Below are 17,760 nucleotides of genomic sequence, written 5' to 3'. Positions count from 1 at the left end.
TTCCGCCCGCCATTTCGACGATCGCCGCGGCCGCCATCGAAGCGGCCGATCCGGTCTCCGCCTGGCAGCCGCCCGCCGCTCCGGAGATCGACGCATTGTTGGCGACGACAAAGCCGAAAGCGCCGGAAGTGAACAGGAAGTTGATCATCTGTTCACGGGTCGGATTGAGCTTGTCCTTCACTGCGAACAGCGTTCCGGGCACGATCCCGGCCGCACCCGCGGTCGGAGTCGCACAGATCATGCCCATCGCGGCGTTCACCTCGTTCGTGGCGACCGCCTTGGAAACAGCGTCCAGCAGCAGGTCACCGGACAGGGATTTCCCGGTCTTCATATAGTTTTGCAACAGGACCGCATCGCCGCCCGTGAGGCCGGATGTGGAATGGACGCCCCGGAGGCCCTTTTCGACCGCTTCTTCCATCACCTGCAGATTGCGTTCCATCTGGGCGACCACCTGCTCCCTCGTGCGTTTCGTGATCTGCATCTCCTGCTCGATCATGATCTCAGAGATCGGCTTGCCGGTCTCCTCCGCCAGGACGATCAGTTCCTTTACCGAAGAAAATAAAATATCCAACGGGATTCCCCCTTCATATTAGTCTGCAAGAATGGAAACTTGCGTCACGTTGTCCAGATCCGAAATGAGCCGGATCATGCCGTCATCGATGATCTGGTCGACTTCGATGACCATGAGCGCCATCTCGCCTTTTTCCTTGCGCCCGCATTCCATGTGCGCAATGTTGATCCCGTCCGCCGCAAGTGCATTGGAAACCGCGGCGATGACGCCCGGCCGGTCATGATGGACGATCAGGAGGGCGGGGTAATGGCCGGTGAGGCGGAGCGGGAAGCCGTTCAGTTCGGTCACTTCCATCTTGCCTCCGCCGATCGAGATGCCCGTCAGCTGCATTTCCCCGTCCTTGTCCCCGATCCGGAGCGTGGCGGTGTTCGGATGATCGGGCTCTTCCTCTTCGGGAATGAACTCAAAACGCATGCCGCTCCGCTCCGCCTCCTCGAATGCCGTCCGGATCCGGTCATCGTCCGTATCATAGCCGAGCAGCCCGCCGACGATCGCGACATCGGTGCCATGCCCCTTGTACGTTTCGGCGAACGATCCGTACAGGCGGATCTCCGCCCATTCCGGCTGGCGGCCGAACAGGTTTCTGGCAACCAAGCCGATGCGTGCGGCGCCGGCCGTGTGGGATGATGACGGCCCGACCATGACCGGGCCGATAATGTCGAACACAGACCTGAATTTCATCGATAAACGTCCTCCTTCGGGACTCTCTATCCCTTATTTTACACGAATTCTCTTCCAGACTCAAAACACACGTTCGTTTTTGGGAGCGCTTTCTCCCTGTTTCATAGGAACGGCGCACCGGGATTCGGTGCGCCGGTCACTTATTCGACAGATAGAATGTACGGATACAGCGGCTGATTGCCGTTATGGACTTCCACTTCCAAATCCGGATAGCGGCCGGTGACGTAATCCGCAAGCGATTCCGCCTCGTCCTGCGAGACGTCAGTGCCGTACAGGATCGTCACGATCTCCGATTCCTCGTCGATCAGACCGTCCAGCAGCGAGCGGGTGACGTCTGCGAGGGAGGCGTCCGACTTGACGATTTTTCCTTCGGCGATCGCCATGAAGTCGTCTTTTCGTATGGCGACGCCGTCGATGGTCGTGTCCCGGACGGCATTCGTCACCTGGCCGGTCCGGACGTGGGCGAACGCCGATGTCATCGACTTGGCATTCTCCTCGACGGAAACTTCGGGATTGAAGGCGAGTATGGCTGCGAGCCCCTGAGGTACGGTTTTGGTCGGAACGACGGCCGCTTCGATGCCGGCGACTTCCGCGGCCTGTTCGGCAGCCATGATGATGTTCTTGTTGTTCGGGAGGATGAGCGCACGCTCCGCCCCGATTTCCCGGATCGCCTGGACGATGTCTTCCGTGGACGGATTCATCGTCTGGCCGCCCTCGATGACAGCCGACGCCCCGATGCTCTTGAAGAGCTCGGCGATCCCCGGTCCCATCGAGACCGTGATGACGGCATACGGAACGGCGGCATGCGGCTTCCGGCCCGTATCGGCGCGGTGCCCTTCCCCGACGATCGCCGTGTGCTGCTGCCTCATATTCTCGATCTTGATGTTGATCAGACTGCCGTACCGCTGTCCGTAGGTGAGGACATCGCCCGGATCTTCGGAATGGATATGTACCTTGGCGATCTCATCGTCCGAGATGACGAGGAGGGAATCGCCGTACCCGCTCAGATCCTCGCGGAATTGCTGCTCGTCGAACGGATGGGCCTCCGTCTTGTCGTCTTCGAATTTGACCATGAACTCCGTGCAGTAGCCATATTCGATGTCGGCGGTATCCATGAAGCCCTGGACGCTCCGGTGGTGCTCGGCGCTGACGAGTTCGTCCATCGACGCCTCCATCGTGCGCTCGGGAAGCTTTTCCCCCTTCATCGAAGCAAGGAACCCTTCATAGACGAATACAAGCCCTTGGCCGCCGCTGTCCACGACGCCGACTTCCTTCAGGACCGCCAGCAGATCCGGCGTGCGTTTCAGGGAAGCTTTTGACTCTTCGGTGAGCACTTCCATGATCTTGATGAGGTCCGTCTCCGTCTCCGCCGCTTCAACCGCCTTGGCGGCGGCGTCTTTGGCGACGGTAAGAATCGTCCCTTCGACCGGCTTCATGACCGCTTTGTAGGCCGTGTCGACACCGGCCTGGAAAGCGCCCGCAAACGTGCCGGCGTCCAGCGTTTCTTCCTGTTCGATCGCTTTGCTGAAACCGCGGAACAGCTGTGAAAGGATGACGCCCGAATTTCCCCGTGCGCCCATCAGCAGGCCTTTGGCAAGAGCCTGGGCCGTTTTTCCGATATGCGGGTTCTCCCCCCGCTCCGTCTCTTTCGCTCCGGATGTCATGGACAAGTTCATATTCGTCCCCGTATCGCCGTCCGGCACCGGGAATACATTGAGCGAATCCACGTAATCGGCGTTGTCGGACAAGTGAAGGGAGCCCATCTTCACCATTTCCGCAAATCGATGTCCGTCTAATTCTTTCATAAACGTTCGCTTCCTCCTTCTACAGGTTCGTCACGCGGACTCCCTGGACAAAAATGTTGACGGAGCCTACCGTCATCCCGAGCAGTTTGCTCAAAGTATATTTCACTTTTGACTGGACCTGGTAAGCGACTTCGGTGATCTTCGTCCCGTAGCCGATGATGACATACATATCGATATGGAGGTCATCCCCGACATTGCGGACGATGACGCCCTTTGTGAAGGTCTCTTTCCGGAGGATGTCGGTCAGGCCGTCGCGGATCTGGTGCCTGGACGCCATTCCGACGATTCCATAGCATTCGACGGCTGCGCCGCCGGCTGCCTGGGCAATCACATCATTCGAGATTTCAATTTTGCCGAATTCATTTTTCAATCCGATCGACATGGTAACGCCTCCTCAAGTCCAAATTGACTACCGTCATTGTACTATACCGGCCTTGAATAGAAAAGACGCACTCCGGCAGTCGGCTTCTCCTGTAAAGGTTTTTTTCTTGATATCGGTTCATTTCAGGTTGCAACAGCCCCTTCTTTGTGATAAATTATTTTAGTATGTGAGATGACGCAACGAAGCACCGTCTTCATCTTCACCGAAGAGGAGGGAAACATATGTCTAAGAAATGTGTAGTGACAGGACGCAAAGCCACTGCCGGCAACAAGCGCTCCCACGCTATGAACGCCAACCGCCGCACATGGGGGGCCAACCTCCAGAAAGTGCGCATCATGGTCGACGGCAAACCGAAGCGCGTATGGGTATCCGCCCGTGCTCTTAAATCCGGCAAAGTCGAGCGTGTGTGACCTGTTCTGATAAACTAAAAAAATGCCGGGCTGACATGACGTCAGCCCGGCATTTTTCGTTTGCGTTTTTTCTTGGCGGTCGCGGCCGCATTGCTCTCTTCCCTGTGGAATAGCTGTATGCATCTTCTGGCAACGCTGCTCACCATTTTGGGCAGCCGGAATGTGTACACTCTCATTTTTTTCCGCTCCTTTCAGGCATCGGTGCTTCTTATCATCAAACATATGCCTGTCTGGAATGAGATAGTACAGACCTCCGAAAGCAGCTCGTTGCTCGTATACATCGTCGTCCCCGGCAAGAGCCGGCCGCCTGTCACGTCATATTTGAATCCGGCGAGGTCCATCCCCTCCACTTCCCCTCCGAAGGCGAAGAAGGAGACGTACGGCCGTTCTCCGGATTTTTTAATTTTGCTCGTGCCGGGCAGGAGGAACCGGAGTTCATTCGTCCGGTCCAGGATTCGAAACCCGGTGTCCGNCGATGATGACATACATATCGATATGGAGGTCATCCCCGACATTGCGGACGATGACGCCCTTTGTGAAGGTCTCTTTCCGGAGGATGTCGGTCAGGCCGTCGCGGATCTGGTGCCTGGACGCCATTCCGACGATTCCATAGCATTCGACGGCTGCGCCGCCGGCTGCCTGGGCAATCACATCATTCGAGATTTCAATTTTGCCGAATTCATTTTTCAATCCGATCGACATGGTAACGCCTCCTCAAGTCCAAATTGACTACCGTCATTGTACTATACCGGCCTTGAATAGAAAAGACGCACTCCGGCAGTCGGCTTCTCCTGTAAAGGTTTTTTTCTTGATATCGGTTCATTTCAGGTTGCAACAGCCCCTTCTTTGTGATAAATTATTTTAGTATGTGAGATGACGCAACGAAGCACCGTCTTCATCTTCACCGAAGAGGAGGGAAACATATGTCTAAGAAATGTGTAGTGACAGGACGCAAAGCCACTGCCGGCAACAAGCGCTCCCACGCTATGAACGCCAACCGCCGCACATGGGGGGCCAACCTCCAGAAAGTGCGCATCATGGTCGACGGCAAACCGAAGCGCGTATGGGTATCCGCCCGTGCTCTTAAATCCGGCAAAGTCGAGCGTGTGTGACCTGTTCTGATAAACTAAAAAAATGCCGGGCTGACATGACGTCAGCCCGGCATTTTTCGTTTGCGTTTTTTCTTGGCGGTCGCGGCCGCATTGCTCTCTTCCCTGTGGAATAGCTGTATGCATCTTCTGGCAACGCTGCTCACCATTTTGGGCAGCCGGAATGTGTACACTCTCATTTTTTTCCGCTCCTTTCAGGCATCGGTGCTTCTTATCATCAAACATATGCCTGTCTGGAATGAGATAGTACAGACCTCCGAAAGCAGCTCGTTGCTCGTATACATCGTCGTCCCCGGCAAGAGCCGGCCGCCTGTCACGTCATATTTGAATCCGGCGAGGTCCATCCCCTCCACTTCCCCTCCGAAGGCGAAGAAGGAGACGTACGGCCGTTCTCCGGATTTTTTAATTTTGCTCGTGCCGGGCAGGAGGAACCGGAGTTCATTCGTCCGGTCCAGGATTCGAAACCCGGTGTCCGGGTGTTCGCTCTGCAGCCTGAAGACGGCATGCAGGGCGGACTGGGCATGGTCCAGCCTCCCGCCCGTCACACCTGTCAGCGTGATCCGGCGGGCCGGGCGGGCGGCGGCCTCGAGAAGCGCGAGCTCGGTGTCGGTTTCGTCCTTTTCCGCCGGAACCTGGACGAACCGGTCCGAAGCGGCCCGGATTTCTTCCCGTTCACCGGGAGTCACGGAGTCGAAGTCCCCGATTGCCAGCGCCGGCCGGATCCCCGCCCGGATGAGCCGGAGCGCGCCGCGGTCCGCGCCGATGAATTCCGCGCCGGACACGGCAAGGCCTGCGAGATCCGGCAGGCCGAAATCAGGTCCGCCCGCCACGATGACCGTCTCCGGGATCATTGGAGTGCGGCCGCGGCTGCATTCCGGATTCCCTGAAGGGCGGAGGCCCGGTCTTCCTTCCCGAAGATGGCGGAACCGGCGACGAACACCCCGGCTCCCGCGCGTGCGCATTCTGCTGCGGTCTCTTCCGTGACGCCCCCGTCCACTTCGATTTCAGTGTCGAGTCCGCGCTCGCGGATGAGGGCCGCGGTCCGCTCGATTTTCGGAATCACCGACCGGATGAACGATTGGCCGCCGAATCCCGGGTTGACGGTCATGAGGAGCACCATGTCGAGATCATCGATTACATAGTCGAGCACTTCCACCGGCGTATGCGGGTTCAGCACAACGCCCGCCTTCACCCCGTGGGACTTGATGAGCTGGACGGTCCGGTGCAGATGCGGGCAAGCCTCGGCATGGACCGTGATGATGTCGGCCCCGGCATCGGCAAATTCGCCGATATAGCGGTCGGGATTCTCAATCATGAGATGGACGTCGAGCGGCAGGTCCGTCACCGGCCGGAGCGCCCGGACGACGAGCGGTCCGAGCGTGATGTTCGGGACGAAATGGCCGTCCATGACGTCGACATGGATATAATCGGCGCCTGCGCGCTCGACTTCCTTCACTTCTTCGCCCAGTTTCGAAAAGTCGGCGGACAGGATGGATGGTGCGATTTTGGTCATGATGGATACCTCGGCTTTCGGTCAATGATTTCCTGCAGGAACAGCACGTAGTCATCGTAGCGGAAACGGGCGGCATCACCCTTTTCGACTGCGGCCTTCACTGCGCATTTCGGTTCTTTCAGATGCAGGCAGCCCCTGAACTTGCAGTGCTCGGCCAGCTCCGCAAATTCGATGAAGCAATGGGTCAGGTCCTCTTTCTCCAGATGGTCGAAATCGAGGGAGCTGAAGCCCGGCGTGTCGGCGACGAGCCCGCCGCCGTATTCGATGAGTTCAACGTGGCGCGTCGTGTGCCTGCCGCGCCCGAGGGCATCCGAAATTTCGTCGGTCTTCAGGTCCAGGTCGGGCATGAGCGAGTTCAGGAGCGTCGACTTGCCGACGCCCGACTGGCCGGTCAGGACGGTCGTCTTGCCTTCGAGCAGCGGGAGGAGCGTCTCGGTCACCTTTTCGTCCCCCATATGGGTTTCGATCACCGGATAGCCGATCTTCCTGTAATAGTCGACGTACGGACGGAGCCGTTCCGCGTCTTTCCCGTCAAGCAGATCAGCTTTTGTCAGGCAGATGACGGGCTCCACCCCGTAGGATTCGATGATGGCCAGGAAGCGGTTCAGCAGTCTCGGGGAGAAGTCGGGCTCCTTCATCGAGAAGACAAGGAGCGCCTGATCCACATTCGAGATCGGAGGCCGCACGAGCTCGTTTTTCCGTTCATGGATGTTGACGATCACCGCGTCATTGTCCCCGTTCACTTCATAGTCGACGAAGTCGCCGACGAGCGGGGTCACGCCCCGGTTGCGGAAGACGCCCCTCCCCCTGCCGCGGACGAGCCGGCCATTGTCGTATACGTAATAAAACCCGCTCAGTGCCTTCCGGATCTGTCCGTTCTCCAAACTGTCACCTTCCCTTTCTTGGTTCATGGTATAGAAGTTGAGTTTTGTACTCGCTTAAAGTGAGATTTCATAACTATTGCTTTTCGTTCCAGCACTCGCTTTCCGCGGGCACGGCCTCAATCTCCTCGTCACTGCGTTCCTGCGGGGCTTTCAGCTCGCGCTGTTCCCGCAGGAGTCGAGTGCTTCCACTACAAGCAACCGCAGAATAAAACCTCCGCGTGAGCAATCAAAAGGTAATCTATATACCCGGCTGTCATTCATACGGGATGGTTTCTTCGGCGATGACTCGGCCGTCGCGTTCGATGCGGTACTCGGCGCTTCCGCCCTGCCTGATTTCCATCCGGATGCGTTTTGTCGTGTCTTCCTTGATCGTGAATGTTTCAGCCGGTTTGTCGAAGTTGTGGCTGAGGTCTTTGACGTAGATGTTCACCGTTTGTTCCGCGCCTTCCTCATCAGGTTCGTACGGGATGGTGACCCCCTGGATGAAGGTTTTCACCGGTGACGCCTCCGGCCCTTTCGACAGGATGACTTTGATCGTCGCCCCTCTGTCGAGCCGGGCGCCCGCCTTCGGCTCCTGGGAAATGACCTGGCCGGCCTCCACCGAATCGGACGGGCGCTCTCCCGTGATCCGGATATTGAAGCCGGATGTCCGGGCGTAGTCGTTCAGCTGTTCCTCGTCAAAGCCCGAAAGATCCTTCGTCTCGATCGTTTCCACGCCTTTGCTCACGGTGAGGACGAGTTCGGTCTTGGACGGCACGATTTCCTCGCCGGCTTCCGGTTCCTGTCCGATGACGGTCCCTTCCGGCTCGTCGGAAAACGCTTCTTCTCTCCGTACTTTTTCAAACCCGTACCCCTCGATGATCTCCTCGATCGATTCGATGTCGCGTCCGGTGAAGTCGGTCAGTTCGACCGGCTCCTCGCCGGCGCTGACGACCAGATCGATTTCGGTTTCGAGATCCTGGGTGGTGCCTTCGTCCGGAGAAGTCCGGATGACTGAACCTTCCTCGATGTCAGGGGAGTTTTCCTCGGACTGCTCCCCGATCCTGAATCCGGCATCGCGGATGAGGGCGGTCGCTTCCTCCACCGACTTCCCGGCAACTTCCGGCACGGGCGCCTGTTTCGGACCGAACACGCCGAGCAGATAAAGCAGGACGGCGAGGAGTGCGGCCAGGATCAGCGTCCCGGCAAGAAGCCACGGCCACTTTTTCCTCTTCTTTTTCGGTTTTTTCTTATCGGGTTTTCCCGCAGGTACAGGGTCGGCGGCCGGTTTTGGTTCCGGCGCGGTTTCCGGCGTTCGGGCATCCGCTGCCTGTGCAGGCTGGAAATCCCGGATGACGGGCATCGCCTTCGTGGCATCGTCGTCGGGCGGCGGCGGCTGGAACAGCGCTTCGTCGGCCCGTTCCGGTGACAGGACCGTCCGGAGATCCCGCAGCATGTCGTCTGCGGAAGCGTACCGGTGGGCCGGATCCTTGGCGGTCGCCTTCAGGATCACATTCTCCAGGCTTTGCGGCACGTCCGGCCGTTCGTCCCGGATCCGCGGCGTGTCCTCCTGGAGGTGCTTCAGCGCAATCGAGACCGGCGACTCTCCCGAGAACGGGAGCTTGCCCGCCAGCATTTCGTAAAGCACGATGCCGAGCGAATAAAGGTCGGACCGCTTCGTCGCAATCCCGCCCCTCGCCTGTTCCGGCGACAGATAATGGACCGTCCCCATGACCGAGTTCGTGCGGGTGAGCGCCGTGGCGGAGAGCGCCATGGCGATGCCGAAGTCGGTCAGCTTCACGTTCCCGTCCAGGTCCATCAAAATATTCTGGGGCTTGATGTCCCGGTGGACGATGCCGTGCAGATGGGCGGCGGAGATGCCCGAGCAAAGCTGCATCATGATATCGACCGCGCGGGCCGCAGGGAGCGGTGCCTTTTCCTGGATGTATTCCTTGAGCGTCCGGCCCTCGACGTATTCCATGACGAGGTAATGGAGATCGCCGTCCTCCCCGACATCGTAGATGTTCACGATATTCGGATGGATCAGGCTCGTGGCGGAGAGCGCTTCGCGGTGGAACCTCTTCCTGAGCTCTTCCTCATCCGCCAGGTCGTAGCGGAGGATTTTGATCGCGACGGGACGGTCCAGGATCATGTCCCTGGCCAGGTAGACGGTGGACATGCCGCCGCCCCCGAGAAGGCCGAGGACTTCGTAGCGCCCGCTGATCCGCTTTCCGATCATCGGCAGTCCTCCTCCCGGATCCCGTTATCGATGAGGATCACCGAGATATTGTCTTCCCCTCCGCGCTCATTTGCCGATCCGATGAGCGAATCCGCCCGTTCGCCCGCGGTGCCGGCGGCCAGGACGGCATCGGAGATTTCCCGGTCCGACAGCTTGTTGCTCAGCCCGTCGGAACAGATGAGGATCGCCGCGCCTTGTGCCAGTTCAGCCGGGATGATGTCCGGTTCCGTTTCGGCGTCGGTTCCGAGCGCTTTCATGATGACATTGCGCTTCGGATGGTGCAGCGCCTCTTCCTCCGTGATCTCTCCGTTTTCAAGCAGCAGATTGACGAGGGAATGGTCTTTCGTCAGCCGGACCGCCCCTTCCCTGCGGATCAGGTAGGTCCGGCTGTCCCCGAGGTGGCAGACCGTGACATCCCTGCCGGAAATGACGGCCGCCTCAAGGGTCGTGCCCATTCCCCTGCATTCCTCGTTCTCGATCGAGTGCTCGTACAATTCGCGGTTCAGGGCGTCCGCCGTCCCGGTCAGCCACTCGGCCCTTCCTTCGTGGGTGGACAGCGAGACGGAATCCGCTTCCTCGAACTGCCTGATCATGCCCTCGACCGCCATCCGGCTCGCCGTGTCTCCGCCTTTATGGCCGCCCATCCCGTCGGCGACGACCGCAAGCAGAAAACGGCCGTCCTCTTTTGTGAAAACGGCCGAATGGTCTTCGTTGATCTTTCGTTTCATTCCTATATGTGTTCGGACTGCATATTCCAAGTGAATCCCCCGCTTCCCCGGCAGGCGCCGGCGGATCATTCCGTTCGTTTTCTGAATGCGGCGACAAAGAACCCGTCGCCTCCGAAGTCCTGCGGCAATACTTGAAGCATGCCGTCCTCATAGCGGAGGCCTTCCCGGAGCATTTTCTCAATGCTCATCCGCTCCATGTCCGGGAACGATTCCAGGAATCGTTCCGCCGTGTCCCGGTTTTCTTCCTTGTCCACCGTACAGGTGCTGTAGACGAGGACGCCGCCGGGTTTGAGCAGGCGGCGGGCCTCGGCGAGCAGGCTCGCCTGGATGTCCGGAAGCCCTGCGATGTCCGTTTCGGATTTCGAGTACTTGATGTCCGGCTTTCTGCGGATCACGCCGAGACCGCTGCACGGCGCGTCGACGAGGATCCGGTCAAACGATGCCGGCTCCTCCTTGCCGGACAGGCTGCGGCTGTCCGCCGCGCCCGTCCGGATGTTGCCGAGCCCGAGCCGTTTTGCATTCTCCTCGACGAGCTTCACCTTGTGCGGATGAAGGTCGTAGGCCCACACTTCGCCCCGGTCATCCATGAGCTCCGCAATGTGGGTCGTTTTGCCGCCGGGTGCCGCGCACATGTCGAGCACCCGCATGCCCGGTTCTGCGCCGAGCGCGAGCGCCGGCAGCATGGAGCTCTCGTCCTGGATCGTGACGAGGCCTTCCCTGAACGCCCGGCTCCTCGCCGCGTTGCCCCCGCTGATCCGGATGGCGTCCGCGACGACGGGACTCTGTTCGGCTTTGAATCCTTCCGAATGGAGGGCTTCCAGCGCGCCGGCCGCCGTCGTTTTCGTGCGGTTCACCCGGACGGTCTGGACCGGCGGCTCATTGTTCGCGGCCGCCATCCGTTCGGCCTCTTCCCGGCCGTACTGATCTGCCCAGCGGCGGATGAGCCATTCCGGATGGCTTGTCAGGATTGCGGTCCGTGTTGCCCAGTCCCGGATCTCCCCTGCGTTGCGGACCCCTTCGCGGATGACGGAACGCAGGATCCCGTTCACCATGGACGCGACCCCCTTGTGGCCGCGCCGCTTGGCGATCTCCACGGCTTCGTTCACGACGGCGTGATCCGGGATCCGTTCCAGGTAGACGAGCTGGTAGACGGACAGCCTGAGCAGCTCCCTCACCCAGTCGTCCACTTTGCCGCGGATGAACGGCTCAAGATAGTAATCAAGCGTCATCCGGTGCTGGAGCGTACCGTACGTCAGCTCGGTCAAAAGCCCCCGGTCTTTCTCGTCCAGCTTGTAGTCTTCGATCGTCCGGTGGAGGAGCAGGTTGCTGTAGGCCTGGTCGCGGCTGACGGCGAGCAGGATGCCGAGCGCAGCGTCCCGGACATTCCCTTCCCATCTTTTCTGCCTGCTGCGGCTCATCCGAACAGGTCCCCTTCCGAAAGCGCTGCACCGGCACCGTTCAGGAAGCCCGCCGCATCCATCCGCTTCTTGCCCGAAGGCTGGAGCTCGGTGATGCTGACGGCTTGCCCGTCGCCGGCCTGGACGGAGATCTTGCCGTCCTTCAGCGAGATGACCGTGCCGGGTGCCGCCCCTTCCTTCCCTGAAGCGGTCTCGGAACGCCAGATTTTCATCGTTTTTCCGTCGTATTCGGTAAAAGCGCCCGGCCAGGGACGGAGGCCGCGGATCTGGTTATGCACGGAGACGGCCGGCTTCGTCCAGTCGATCTTCTCCTGTTCCCGGGTGATGTTGCCGGCGAATGTCGCCTTTTCATGATCCTGCGGAATCCGGTCATTCGTCCCCGCAATGACGGACGGGAGCGTCTCCTTCAAGAGATCCGTGCCCGCTTCGGACAGCCGGTCGAACAATTCGCCCGTGTCCTCGTCGTTGCCGATCGGGACCCGCACTTGTGAAATGATATCGCCGGCATCGAGTTTTTCCGCCATATACATGATCGTCACACCGGACTCCCGTCGTCCGTCGATGATCGCCTGGTGGATCGGTGCGCCGCCCCGGTAGTCCGGAAGCAGCGAGGCGTGGACGTTCAGGCAGCCGAGCGCCGGCGCGTCCAGCAGTTCCTTCGGCAGAATCTGCCCGTAGGCGGCGGTCACGACGAGGTCGGGCTTCATCGACAGGACCTTCTCCAGTTCCTCCGAGCCCCTCAGCTTTTCCGGCTGGAGCACGGGAAGGCCGAGGCGGACCGCCTCCTCCTTCACCGGCGGCGGGGTGAGCACCCGCTTCCGTCCGACCGGCCGGTCCGGCTGCGTGACCACCGCCAGGATGTCATATCCCTCTTCTTTCAGCATGCGGAGGACGGGGACCGAAAAGCCGGGCGTTCCCATGAAGACGATGCTCGTCATATCCGCTCCTCCTCTTCCTCCGCCATTTCTTCCAGTTCTTCCTCCGTCACGATCCGGGTGATCTTCGAATCGAACAGGACGCCGTCCAGATGATCGATCTCATGCAGGATCGCCCGGGCCTCATAATCTTCCGCTTCGAGCTCATACCAGCTGCCGTCCCTCTCCTGTGCGTGCACCTTCACGTGGAACGGGCGCTCCACTTCGCCGTAAAGGCCGGGGAAGCTCAGGCAGCCCTCGATGTCGGTGTCCGCCCCGCCGGTCGCCACGACTTCCGGGTTGATCAGCCAGATCGGATCCTGGCCTTCCCCGAGATCGACGATGGCCGCACGGATCCCTTCACCCACTTGGGGCGCGGCGATTCCGATCCCATCCGCCTCCAGCATCGTTTCATACATGTCATCAAGCAGCGTCTGGAGCTCTTTCCCAAAGTCTGTCACCGGCCTGCACGGATTGCTCAGGATCGGTGACGGGTGTTCGACGATTTTCCGGATTGTCATCTGTGATTCCTCATTTCCATCTGCCGGTTTCTCAAGAGATGGAGGACGGGTTCATGTCGATCGACATGAGGAGCCCGCTCTTCATCCAGTTGTTCCGGTAGATCTTCACCAGATCGGTGAGGACCCCGGCCAGCTTCGGTTCTTTTTTGTATTTTATCAGACATTGATAGCGATATCTATTGTTCACCCGGGCCACTTCCGAAGCCGTCGGTCCGATGATGGCCGTGTCGGGGCCGAGCTTTCCGGAGAGCCAGGAAACCGCCTTTTCCGCCGTGTCCGAGACGGTCAGGAGATCTTCGTGGGAAAACCGGATCAGCGTGATGTAATAGAAGGGCGGATAGGAAAAGCGTTTCCGGTTGGCCATCTCGATCCCGTAGAACGGCTCGTACGCCTGGTCTTTCGACAGCTCGACGGCGTAGTGCTCGGGGGCATATGTCTGGATGTACACGAGCCCTTCCTTTTCATGCCGGCCCGCGCGCCCGCTCACCTGGGTGAGGAGCTGGAACGTCTTTTCCGCCGCCCGGAAATCAGACAGCCGGAGCATCGTATCGGCCGACAGCACGCCGACGAGCGTGATGTTCGGGAAATCGAGACCCTTCGCGATCATCTGGGTGCCGAGCAGGATATCGGCCTCCCCGTCCCCGAACTGCCGGAGCAGTTTTTCATGGGAGCCTTTCTGGCGCGTCGTGTCGACATCCATCCGCAGCACTCTGGCTTCCGGGAACAGCCGGTGCAGTTCCTCCTGCACTTTCTGGGTGCCGGTCCCGAAAAAGCGGATGTGCTCGCTCCCGCATTCCGGACAGGTGAGCGGCACCGGCTCCTCGTGGCCGCAGTAATGGCACTGCAGACGTTCGGTCGCCCGGTGGTACGTGAGCGAGATGTCGCAGTTCGGGCACTGGACCGCCGTTCCGCAGTCCCGGCAGAGCACAAATGACGAATAGCCCCGCCGGTTCAGGAACAGCACGGTCTGCTCGCCCTTTTCCAGCCGGTCCCGGATCGCCTCGGCCAGCTCGACCGAAAACATCGACCGGTTGCCGTTTTTCAGTTCTTCCCGCATGTCGACGACCCGGACTTCCGGGAGCGGCATCTGCTTGGCCCGCTCAGAGAGCGTCAGCAGCGTGTAGACCCCTTTGTGGGCGCGCGCATAGGACTCCAGCGAAGGGGTCGCACTCCCGAGGATGACCGGGCAGCCGTGCATCTCCGCACGGCGGATGGCCACGTCCCGGGCATGGTAGCGCGGGCTGTCTTCCTGTTTGTAGCTTGATTCGTGCTCTTCATCGAGAATGATCACTCCGAGGTTCGTGAACGGCGCGAACACCGCGGAACGCGCGCCGACGACGACCTTCACTTCGCCGCGCTGGATCCTCCGCCACTCGTCGTATTTCTCGCCGGGCGAAAGCCCGCTGTGCATGACCGCGACGAGCGGGCCGAACCGCTTTTTGAATCTCGAGGTGATCTGTGGGGTGAGGGAAATTTCGGGGACGAGGACGATCGCTTCTTTGCCTTGGTCGAGGACCCGGCGGATCACCTGCATGTACACTTCCGTCTTCCCGCTCCCCGTGATGCCGTGCAGCAGGAACGTCTCTTCCCGGCCGGCATCGGCCGACTCCGCAATCCGGCCGACCGCCTCTTTCTGTTCGGAAGTGAGGGCGAACGAATCGCCGCCGGCTTCGGTCATCAGGCCGACATCGGGTTTGCGGTACACTTCCACGGCGGTTTCAACCGCCGCCCCTTTTTCCTCGAGCGCCTTCACGGTCGCCCGCGTCGTTCCGGTCAGTTCCATGACATCCCTTGAAGGGACGGTCTCCCCCGCGTGTGCCAGGAACCAGTCGATGAGCGCCATCTGGCGGTGGGCGCCTTTCTTGATGCCCGCCCGGATGCCGGAAAGGACTTCGGGTCCGCTGATTTTCAGGACCCGCTCACGCTTGATGCCGGTGTTCTGGCGGACCGCCGTCTCGATCGAGAGGATGCCGTCCGCGGCAAGCCGCTTGAGCAGGGGCAGCATCGCATCGGGGAACTCCTTCAGCGGGACCGCCCTTCTCGTCCGGATCACCCTTGCCGCTTCTTCCGGAAGCCTCTCCGGCTCGACGACATGGATGGACTTTTCATATTTCGCCCGGAGTGCGGACGGCAGCATCGACTGGAGGGCGTCGATTTCGAAGCAGAGCGTCGATTCGCGCATCCAGTCCGCCAGATCCAGCATTTCGGGCGTCAGCACCGGCTCCGGGTCCAGCAGCTCGTCGATCGGACGGAGACGGCCGGGATCCAGTTCGCTTTCTTCTTTCAGGCCGGTGACGAAGCCGAGCACTTTCCGGTTTCCGAACGGGACTTTCACCCGCGCGCCGCGCTCGATGACCGCAGCCATCCGGTCCGGCACCACATAGTCGAACGGCCGGTCCACGGGGTGTGCGGATACGTCGGTGATCACTTCAGCGATCATTCGGTGCACCCCCGAAGATCCGCTCGAGCAGCCGGAAGGCGAGTTCCTTTTTCTCCGTCGCCGGAAACGCCTCCGCTGTTCCGTCCCTGCCGTACAGCGTCACGACGTTCGTCTCGCTGCCGAATCCGCCGCCGGGATCGGTGACGTCATTGGCGATGATGAAGTCGAGGTTTTTCCGTTCGAGTTTTCCCATCGCATACTCTTCGACCCGGTCCGTCTCGGCGGCAAAGCCGATGAGGCACTGATGCCCCTTCCGCTCGCCGAGCGTCTTCAGGATATCGGTTGTCCGCTCCAGCTCGATGACCGAGTCCCCCTCCCGCTTTTTCATCTTCCCCGGATGGACTTCTTTCGGCCGGTAGTCCGCGACCGCTGCCGCCTTGACGACCGCATCGGCGGTTTCATATTCGCCCAGCACGGCGTCCAGCATTTCCCCGGCACTTTCGACCCGGACGACCCGCACGCCCGCGGGAGTTTCCAAGTCGACCGGTCCCGTCACGAGCACGGTTTCGGCCCCGAGCGCGGCTGCGGCTTCCGCCATTGCGTAGCCCATCTTGCCGCTTGAAAAGTTCGAGATGTAGCGGACCGGATCGATCCGCTCCCGTGTCGGACCCGCCGTCACGATCACTTTCTTCCCTTCCAGCAGCCGGGGTTCCCGCGTCTTCGCTCCGGCGAAGTGCAGTGCGGCCAGTTCCACGATCCGGTCCGGCTCCTCAAGCCGGCCCTTCCCGACATACCCGCAGGCGAGGAATCCCTCGGACGGCTCGATGAAACGGAAGCCGTCCCTGTGGAGCCGGTCGATGTTGCGCATGACGGCCGGATGGGCGTACATATGGACGTTCATCGCCGGCGCGATCCAGACATCCGTCTCGACGGCGAGCAGTGTTGTCGTCACCATGTCGTCCGCGATGCCGTTTGCCAGCTTGCCGATCACGTTTGCGGTCGCAGGCGCGATGATCACCAGATCGGCCCAGTCGGCCAGGTCGATATGGGCGACGACCCGCGGGTCCTTTTCGTCGAACGTGTCCAGATAGACATCGTTCCGGGACATGACCTGGAAAGAAAGCGGATTGACGAACCGGGTCGCCGACTCGCTCATGATCACTTTCACATCCGCTCCCGCCTGGGAGAGCCTGCTGACGAGCGCGACCGCTTTATAGACGGCGATCCCGCCGGTGACACAGACGAGGATCTTCTTGTTATTCAGCATTGCGAAACTTCCTTTCCGAATGAAAACTCCCAAAGAACGAAGATTCTCCGGGAGTTTTCAGATTCACTATTTCACATCTCGTCTTCGTACCGGACGTCGGCGTCGGCGACTTCCTTTGTGAGGACGCCGGCGGCCACTTCCTCGAGTGCCATGCCGACAAACTTCTCGGATTCATAATCACCGAGCAGGGTGTTGTTCTTTTCCTGCAGTTCGCGGGCCCGCTTCGATGCGAGGCTCACGAGCGTATATTTGGAATCAATCTGGCGTTTCAGTGAGTCAATCGACGGATACAGCATTGTCATTGGGTCATTCTCCCTCCAGCATAAGTTTGTAGCGTTTCTCCACACGGGAACGCCGGCAGTGCTCCGCCGTGATGATCGCGTTGATGCGGTCGCAGGCACGGTTCACTTCGTCGTTCTCCACGACATAGTCGTACAGATGCATCATGTCGAGCTCTTCCCTGGCCTTCTGCACCCTGGACCGGATGACATCGTCGGTTTCGGTCCCCCGCCCGATGAGCCGGTGCTCGAGTTCGGACAGGTCCGGCGGCGCCAGGAAAATGAAGACGCCGTCGGGCATCTTTTCCCGGACTTTCGCCGCCCCGACGACTTCGATCTCCAGGAAGACGTCACGCCCCGCGTCCAGCGTCTCGTTGACGTAGTCGAGCGGGGTTCCGTAATAGTTGCCGACATACTCGGCGTGCTCGAGGAGCTTCCCTTCGCCGATCAGCCGCTCGAACTCGCCGCGGTCCTTGAAGAAGTAGTCCTTGCCGTCCACTTCCCCTTCCCTCGGCTTGCGGGTCGTCATCGAAATCGAGTATTCGTAGTTCGTATCCGGCTGTGAAAACAGTTCTTTGCGCACCGTGCCTTTGCCGACGCCCGATGGCCCCGACAGGACGATGAGCAGGCCGCGTCCTTTTTTCATAAACGGTTGATCCCTCTTCAATTCGTTGTCCGCCT

19 protein-coding genes and 1 pseudogene are annotated in these 17,760 nt (G+C 60.1%); 2 read left to right on the top strand and 18 right to left on the bottom strand.

Annotated elements, in window-relative coordinates; genetic code table 11:
* The 4 genes from sdaAA to BN1189_RS11010 form a co-directional block, all read right to left on the bottom strand.
* The coding region (sdaAA, locus tag BN1189_RS11025) for an L-serine ammonia-lyase, iron-sulfur-dependent, subunit alpha (protein ID WP_040228063.1) at positions 1-571 on the bottom strand (571 nt) is incomplete at its 3' end.
* Between the two features lie 18 nt (positions 572-589).
* A complete protein-coding gene (sdaAB, locus tag BN1189_RS11020) occupies positions 590-1,252 on the bottom strand; it encodes an L-serine ammonia-lyase, iron-sulfur-dependent subunit beta (protein ID WP_040228061.1) in 663 nt (220 codons plus the stop codon).
* A gap of 140 nt (positions 1,253-1,392) precedes the next feature.
* Positions 1,393-3,057 carry a DAK2 domain-containing protein gene (locus tag BN1189_RS11015; RefSeq protein ID WP_040228059.1) on the bottom strand — a complete coding sequence of 555 codons (1,665 nt, stop codon included), beginning with the start codon at positions 3,055-3,057 and terminating at the stop codon, positions 1,393-1,395.
* 19 nt (positions 3,058-3,076) lie between these two features.
* The gene (locus BN1189_RS11010) at positions 3,077-3,439 is read right to left on the bottom strand and encodes an Asp23/Gls24 family envelope stress response protein (RefSeq protein WP_040228057.1); all 363 of its coding nucleotides are present in this window, start codon (positions 3,437-3,439) and stop codon (positions 3,077-3,079) included.
* 221 nt (positions 3,440-3,660) lie between these two features.
* Here BN1189_RS11010 and rpmB (BN1189_RS11005) point away from each other — a divergent pair, with 221 nt between their 5' ends.
* Positions 3,661-3,849 (top strand): 50S ribosomal protein L28, encoded by a 189-nt coding sequence (gene rpmB, locus BN1189_RS11005; RefSeq protein WP_040228054.1) that lies wholly within the window; start codon positions 3,661-3,663, stop codon positions 3,847-3,849.
* A 191-nt stretch (positions 3,850-4,040) separates the two neighbouring features.
* Here rpmB (BN1189_RS11005) and BN1189_RS16830 read toward each other — a convergent pair whose 3' ends face one another.
* Together BN1189_RS16830 and BN1189_RS10990 are read right to left on the bottom strand one after the other, a co-directional pair.
* Positions 4,041-4,334, bottom strand: a complete 294-nt coding sequence (locus BN1189_RS16830; protein WP_052455821.1) for a hypothetical protein — start codon at positions 4,332-4,334, stop codon at positions 4,041-4,043.
* Positions 4,306-4,551 (bottom strand): annotated as a pseudogene (locus BN1189_RS10990) (Asp23/Gls24 family envelope stress response protein); the annotation flags it as partial. The gene BN1189_RS16830 and the pseudogene BN1189_RS10990, both read right to left, overlap by 29 nt.
* A gap of 221 nt (positions 4,552-4,772) precedes the next feature.
* Between BN1189_RS10990 and rpmB (BN1189_RS10985) the strand changes: the two are divergent.
* Positions 4,773-4,961 (top strand): 50S ribosomal protein L28, encoded by a 189-nt coding sequence (gene rpmB, locus BN1189_RS10985; RefSeq protein ID WP_040228054.1) that lies wholly within the window; start codon positions 4,773-4,775, stop codon positions 4,959-4,961.
* 191 nt (positions 4,962-5,152) lie between these two features.
* Here the strand turns inward: rpmB (BN1189_RS10985) and BN1189_RS10975 are convergent, their stop codons facing one another.
* The 12 genes from BN1189_RS10975 to gmk all read right to left on the bottom strand — a co-directional run bounded on the left by BN1189_RS10975 (position 5,153) and on the right by gmk (position 17,725).
* Positions 5,153-5,809 (bottom strand): thiamine diphosphokinase, encoded by a 657-nt coding sequence (locus BN1189_RS10975; protein ID WP_040228051.1) that lies wholly within the window; start codon positions 5,807-5,809, stop codon positions 5,153-5,155.
* Positions 5,806-6,471 (bottom strand): ribulose-phosphate 3-epimerase, encoded by a 666-nt coding sequence (gene rpe, locus BN1189_RS10970; protein WP_040228049.1) that lies wholly within the window; start codon positions 6,469-6,471, stop codon positions 5,806-5,808. Before rpe ends, BN1189_RS10975 begins: the two co-directional genes overlap by 4 nt.
* Positions 6,468-7,355 (bottom strand): ribosome small subunit-dependent GTPase A, encoded by an 888-nt coding sequence (rsgA, locus tag BN1189_RS10965; RefSeq protein WP_040228046.1) that lies wholly within the window; start codon positions 7,353-7,355, stop codon positions 6,468-6,470. The genes rpe and rsgA overlap by 4 nt, the downstream gene beginning before the upstream one ends.
* 253 nt (positions 7,356-7,608) lie before the next feature.
* Positions 7,609-9,573, bottom strand: a complete 1,965-nt coding sequence (gene pknB / locus BN1189_RS10960) for a Stk1 family PASTA domain-containing Ser/Thr kinase (protein ID WP_040228045.1) — start codon at positions 9,571-9,573, stop codon at positions 7,609-7,611.
* Positions 9,570-10,301: a Stp1/IreP family PP2C-type Ser/Thr phosphatase gene (locus tag BN1189_RS10955; protein ID WP_179860948.1), complete on the bottom strand. Its 732-nt coding sequence runs from the start codon at positions 10,299-10,301 to the stop codon at positions 9,570-9,572. Before BN1189_RS10955 ends, pknB begins: the two co-directional genes overlap by 4 nt.
* A gap of 65 nt (positions 10,302-10,366) precedes the next feature.
* Entirely contained in the window at positions 10,367-11,719 is a 1,353-nt protein-coding gene (gene rsmB, locus BN1189_RS10950; protein ID WP_040228043.1) for a 16S rRNA (cytosine(967)-C(5))-methyltransferase RsmB, read from the bottom strand.
* The gene (gene fmt, locus BN1189_RS10945; RefSeq protein WP_040228040.1) at positions 11,716-12,657 is read right to left on the bottom strand and encodes a methionyl-tRNA formyltransferase; all 942 of its coding nucleotides are present in this window, start codon (positions 12,655-12,657) and stop codon (positions 11,716-11,718) included. The genes rsmB and fmt overlap by 4 nt, the downstream gene beginning before the upstream one ends.
* Positions 12,654-13,154, bottom strand: coding sequence for a peptide deformylase (gene def / locus BN1189_RS10940; RefSeq protein ID WP_040228038.1), 501 nt, complete (start codon positions 13,152-13,154; stop codon positions 12,654-12,656). The genes fmt and def overlap by 4 nt, the downstream gene beginning before the upstream one ends.
* Positions 13,155-13,185: 31 nt before the next feature.
* Complete coding sequence (priA, locus tag BN1189_RS10935; protein ID WP_040228036.1) at positions 13,186-15,594, bottom strand: primosomal protein N'; 2,409 nt, start codon at positions 15,592-15,594, stop codon at positions 13,186-13,188.
* Positions 15,584-16,801 (bottom strand): bifunctional phosphopantothenoylcysteine decarboxylase/phosphopantothenate--cysteine ligase CoaBC, encoded by a 1,218-nt coding sequence (gene coaBC / locus BN1189_RS10930; protein ID WP_040228035.1) that lies wholly within the window; start codon positions 16,799-16,801, stop codon positions 15,584-15,586. Before coaBC ends, priA begins: the two co-directional genes overlap by 11 nt.
* 71 nt (positions 16,802-16,872) lie before the next feature.
* Positions 16,873-17,097 (bottom strand): DNA-directed RNA polymerase subunit omega, encoded by a 225-nt coding sequence (rpoZ, locus tag BN1189_RS10925; protein ID WP_040228068.1) that lies wholly within the window; start codon positions 17,095-17,097, stop codon positions 16,873-16,875.
* A gap of 10 nt (positions 17,098-17,107) precedes the next feature.
* Positions 17,108-17,725: a guanylate kinase gene (gene gmk / locus BN1189_RS10920; RefSeq protein WP_040228033.1), complete on the bottom strand. Its 618-nt coding sequence runs from the start codon at positions 17,723-17,725 to the stop codon at positions 17,108-17,110.
* Between the last annotated feature and the right edge of the window lie 35 nt (positions 17,726-17,760).

Source organism: Bhargavaea cecembensis, assembly GCF_000826125.2.
Taxonomy (GTDB): domain Bacteria; phylum Bacillota; class Bacilli; order Bacillales_A; family Planococcaceae; genus Bhargavaea; species Bhargavaea cecembensis_B.
The sequence above is the reverse complement of the archived record's forward strand: the minus strand, read 5'-3'. Positions and strand labels throughout refer to the sequence as shown.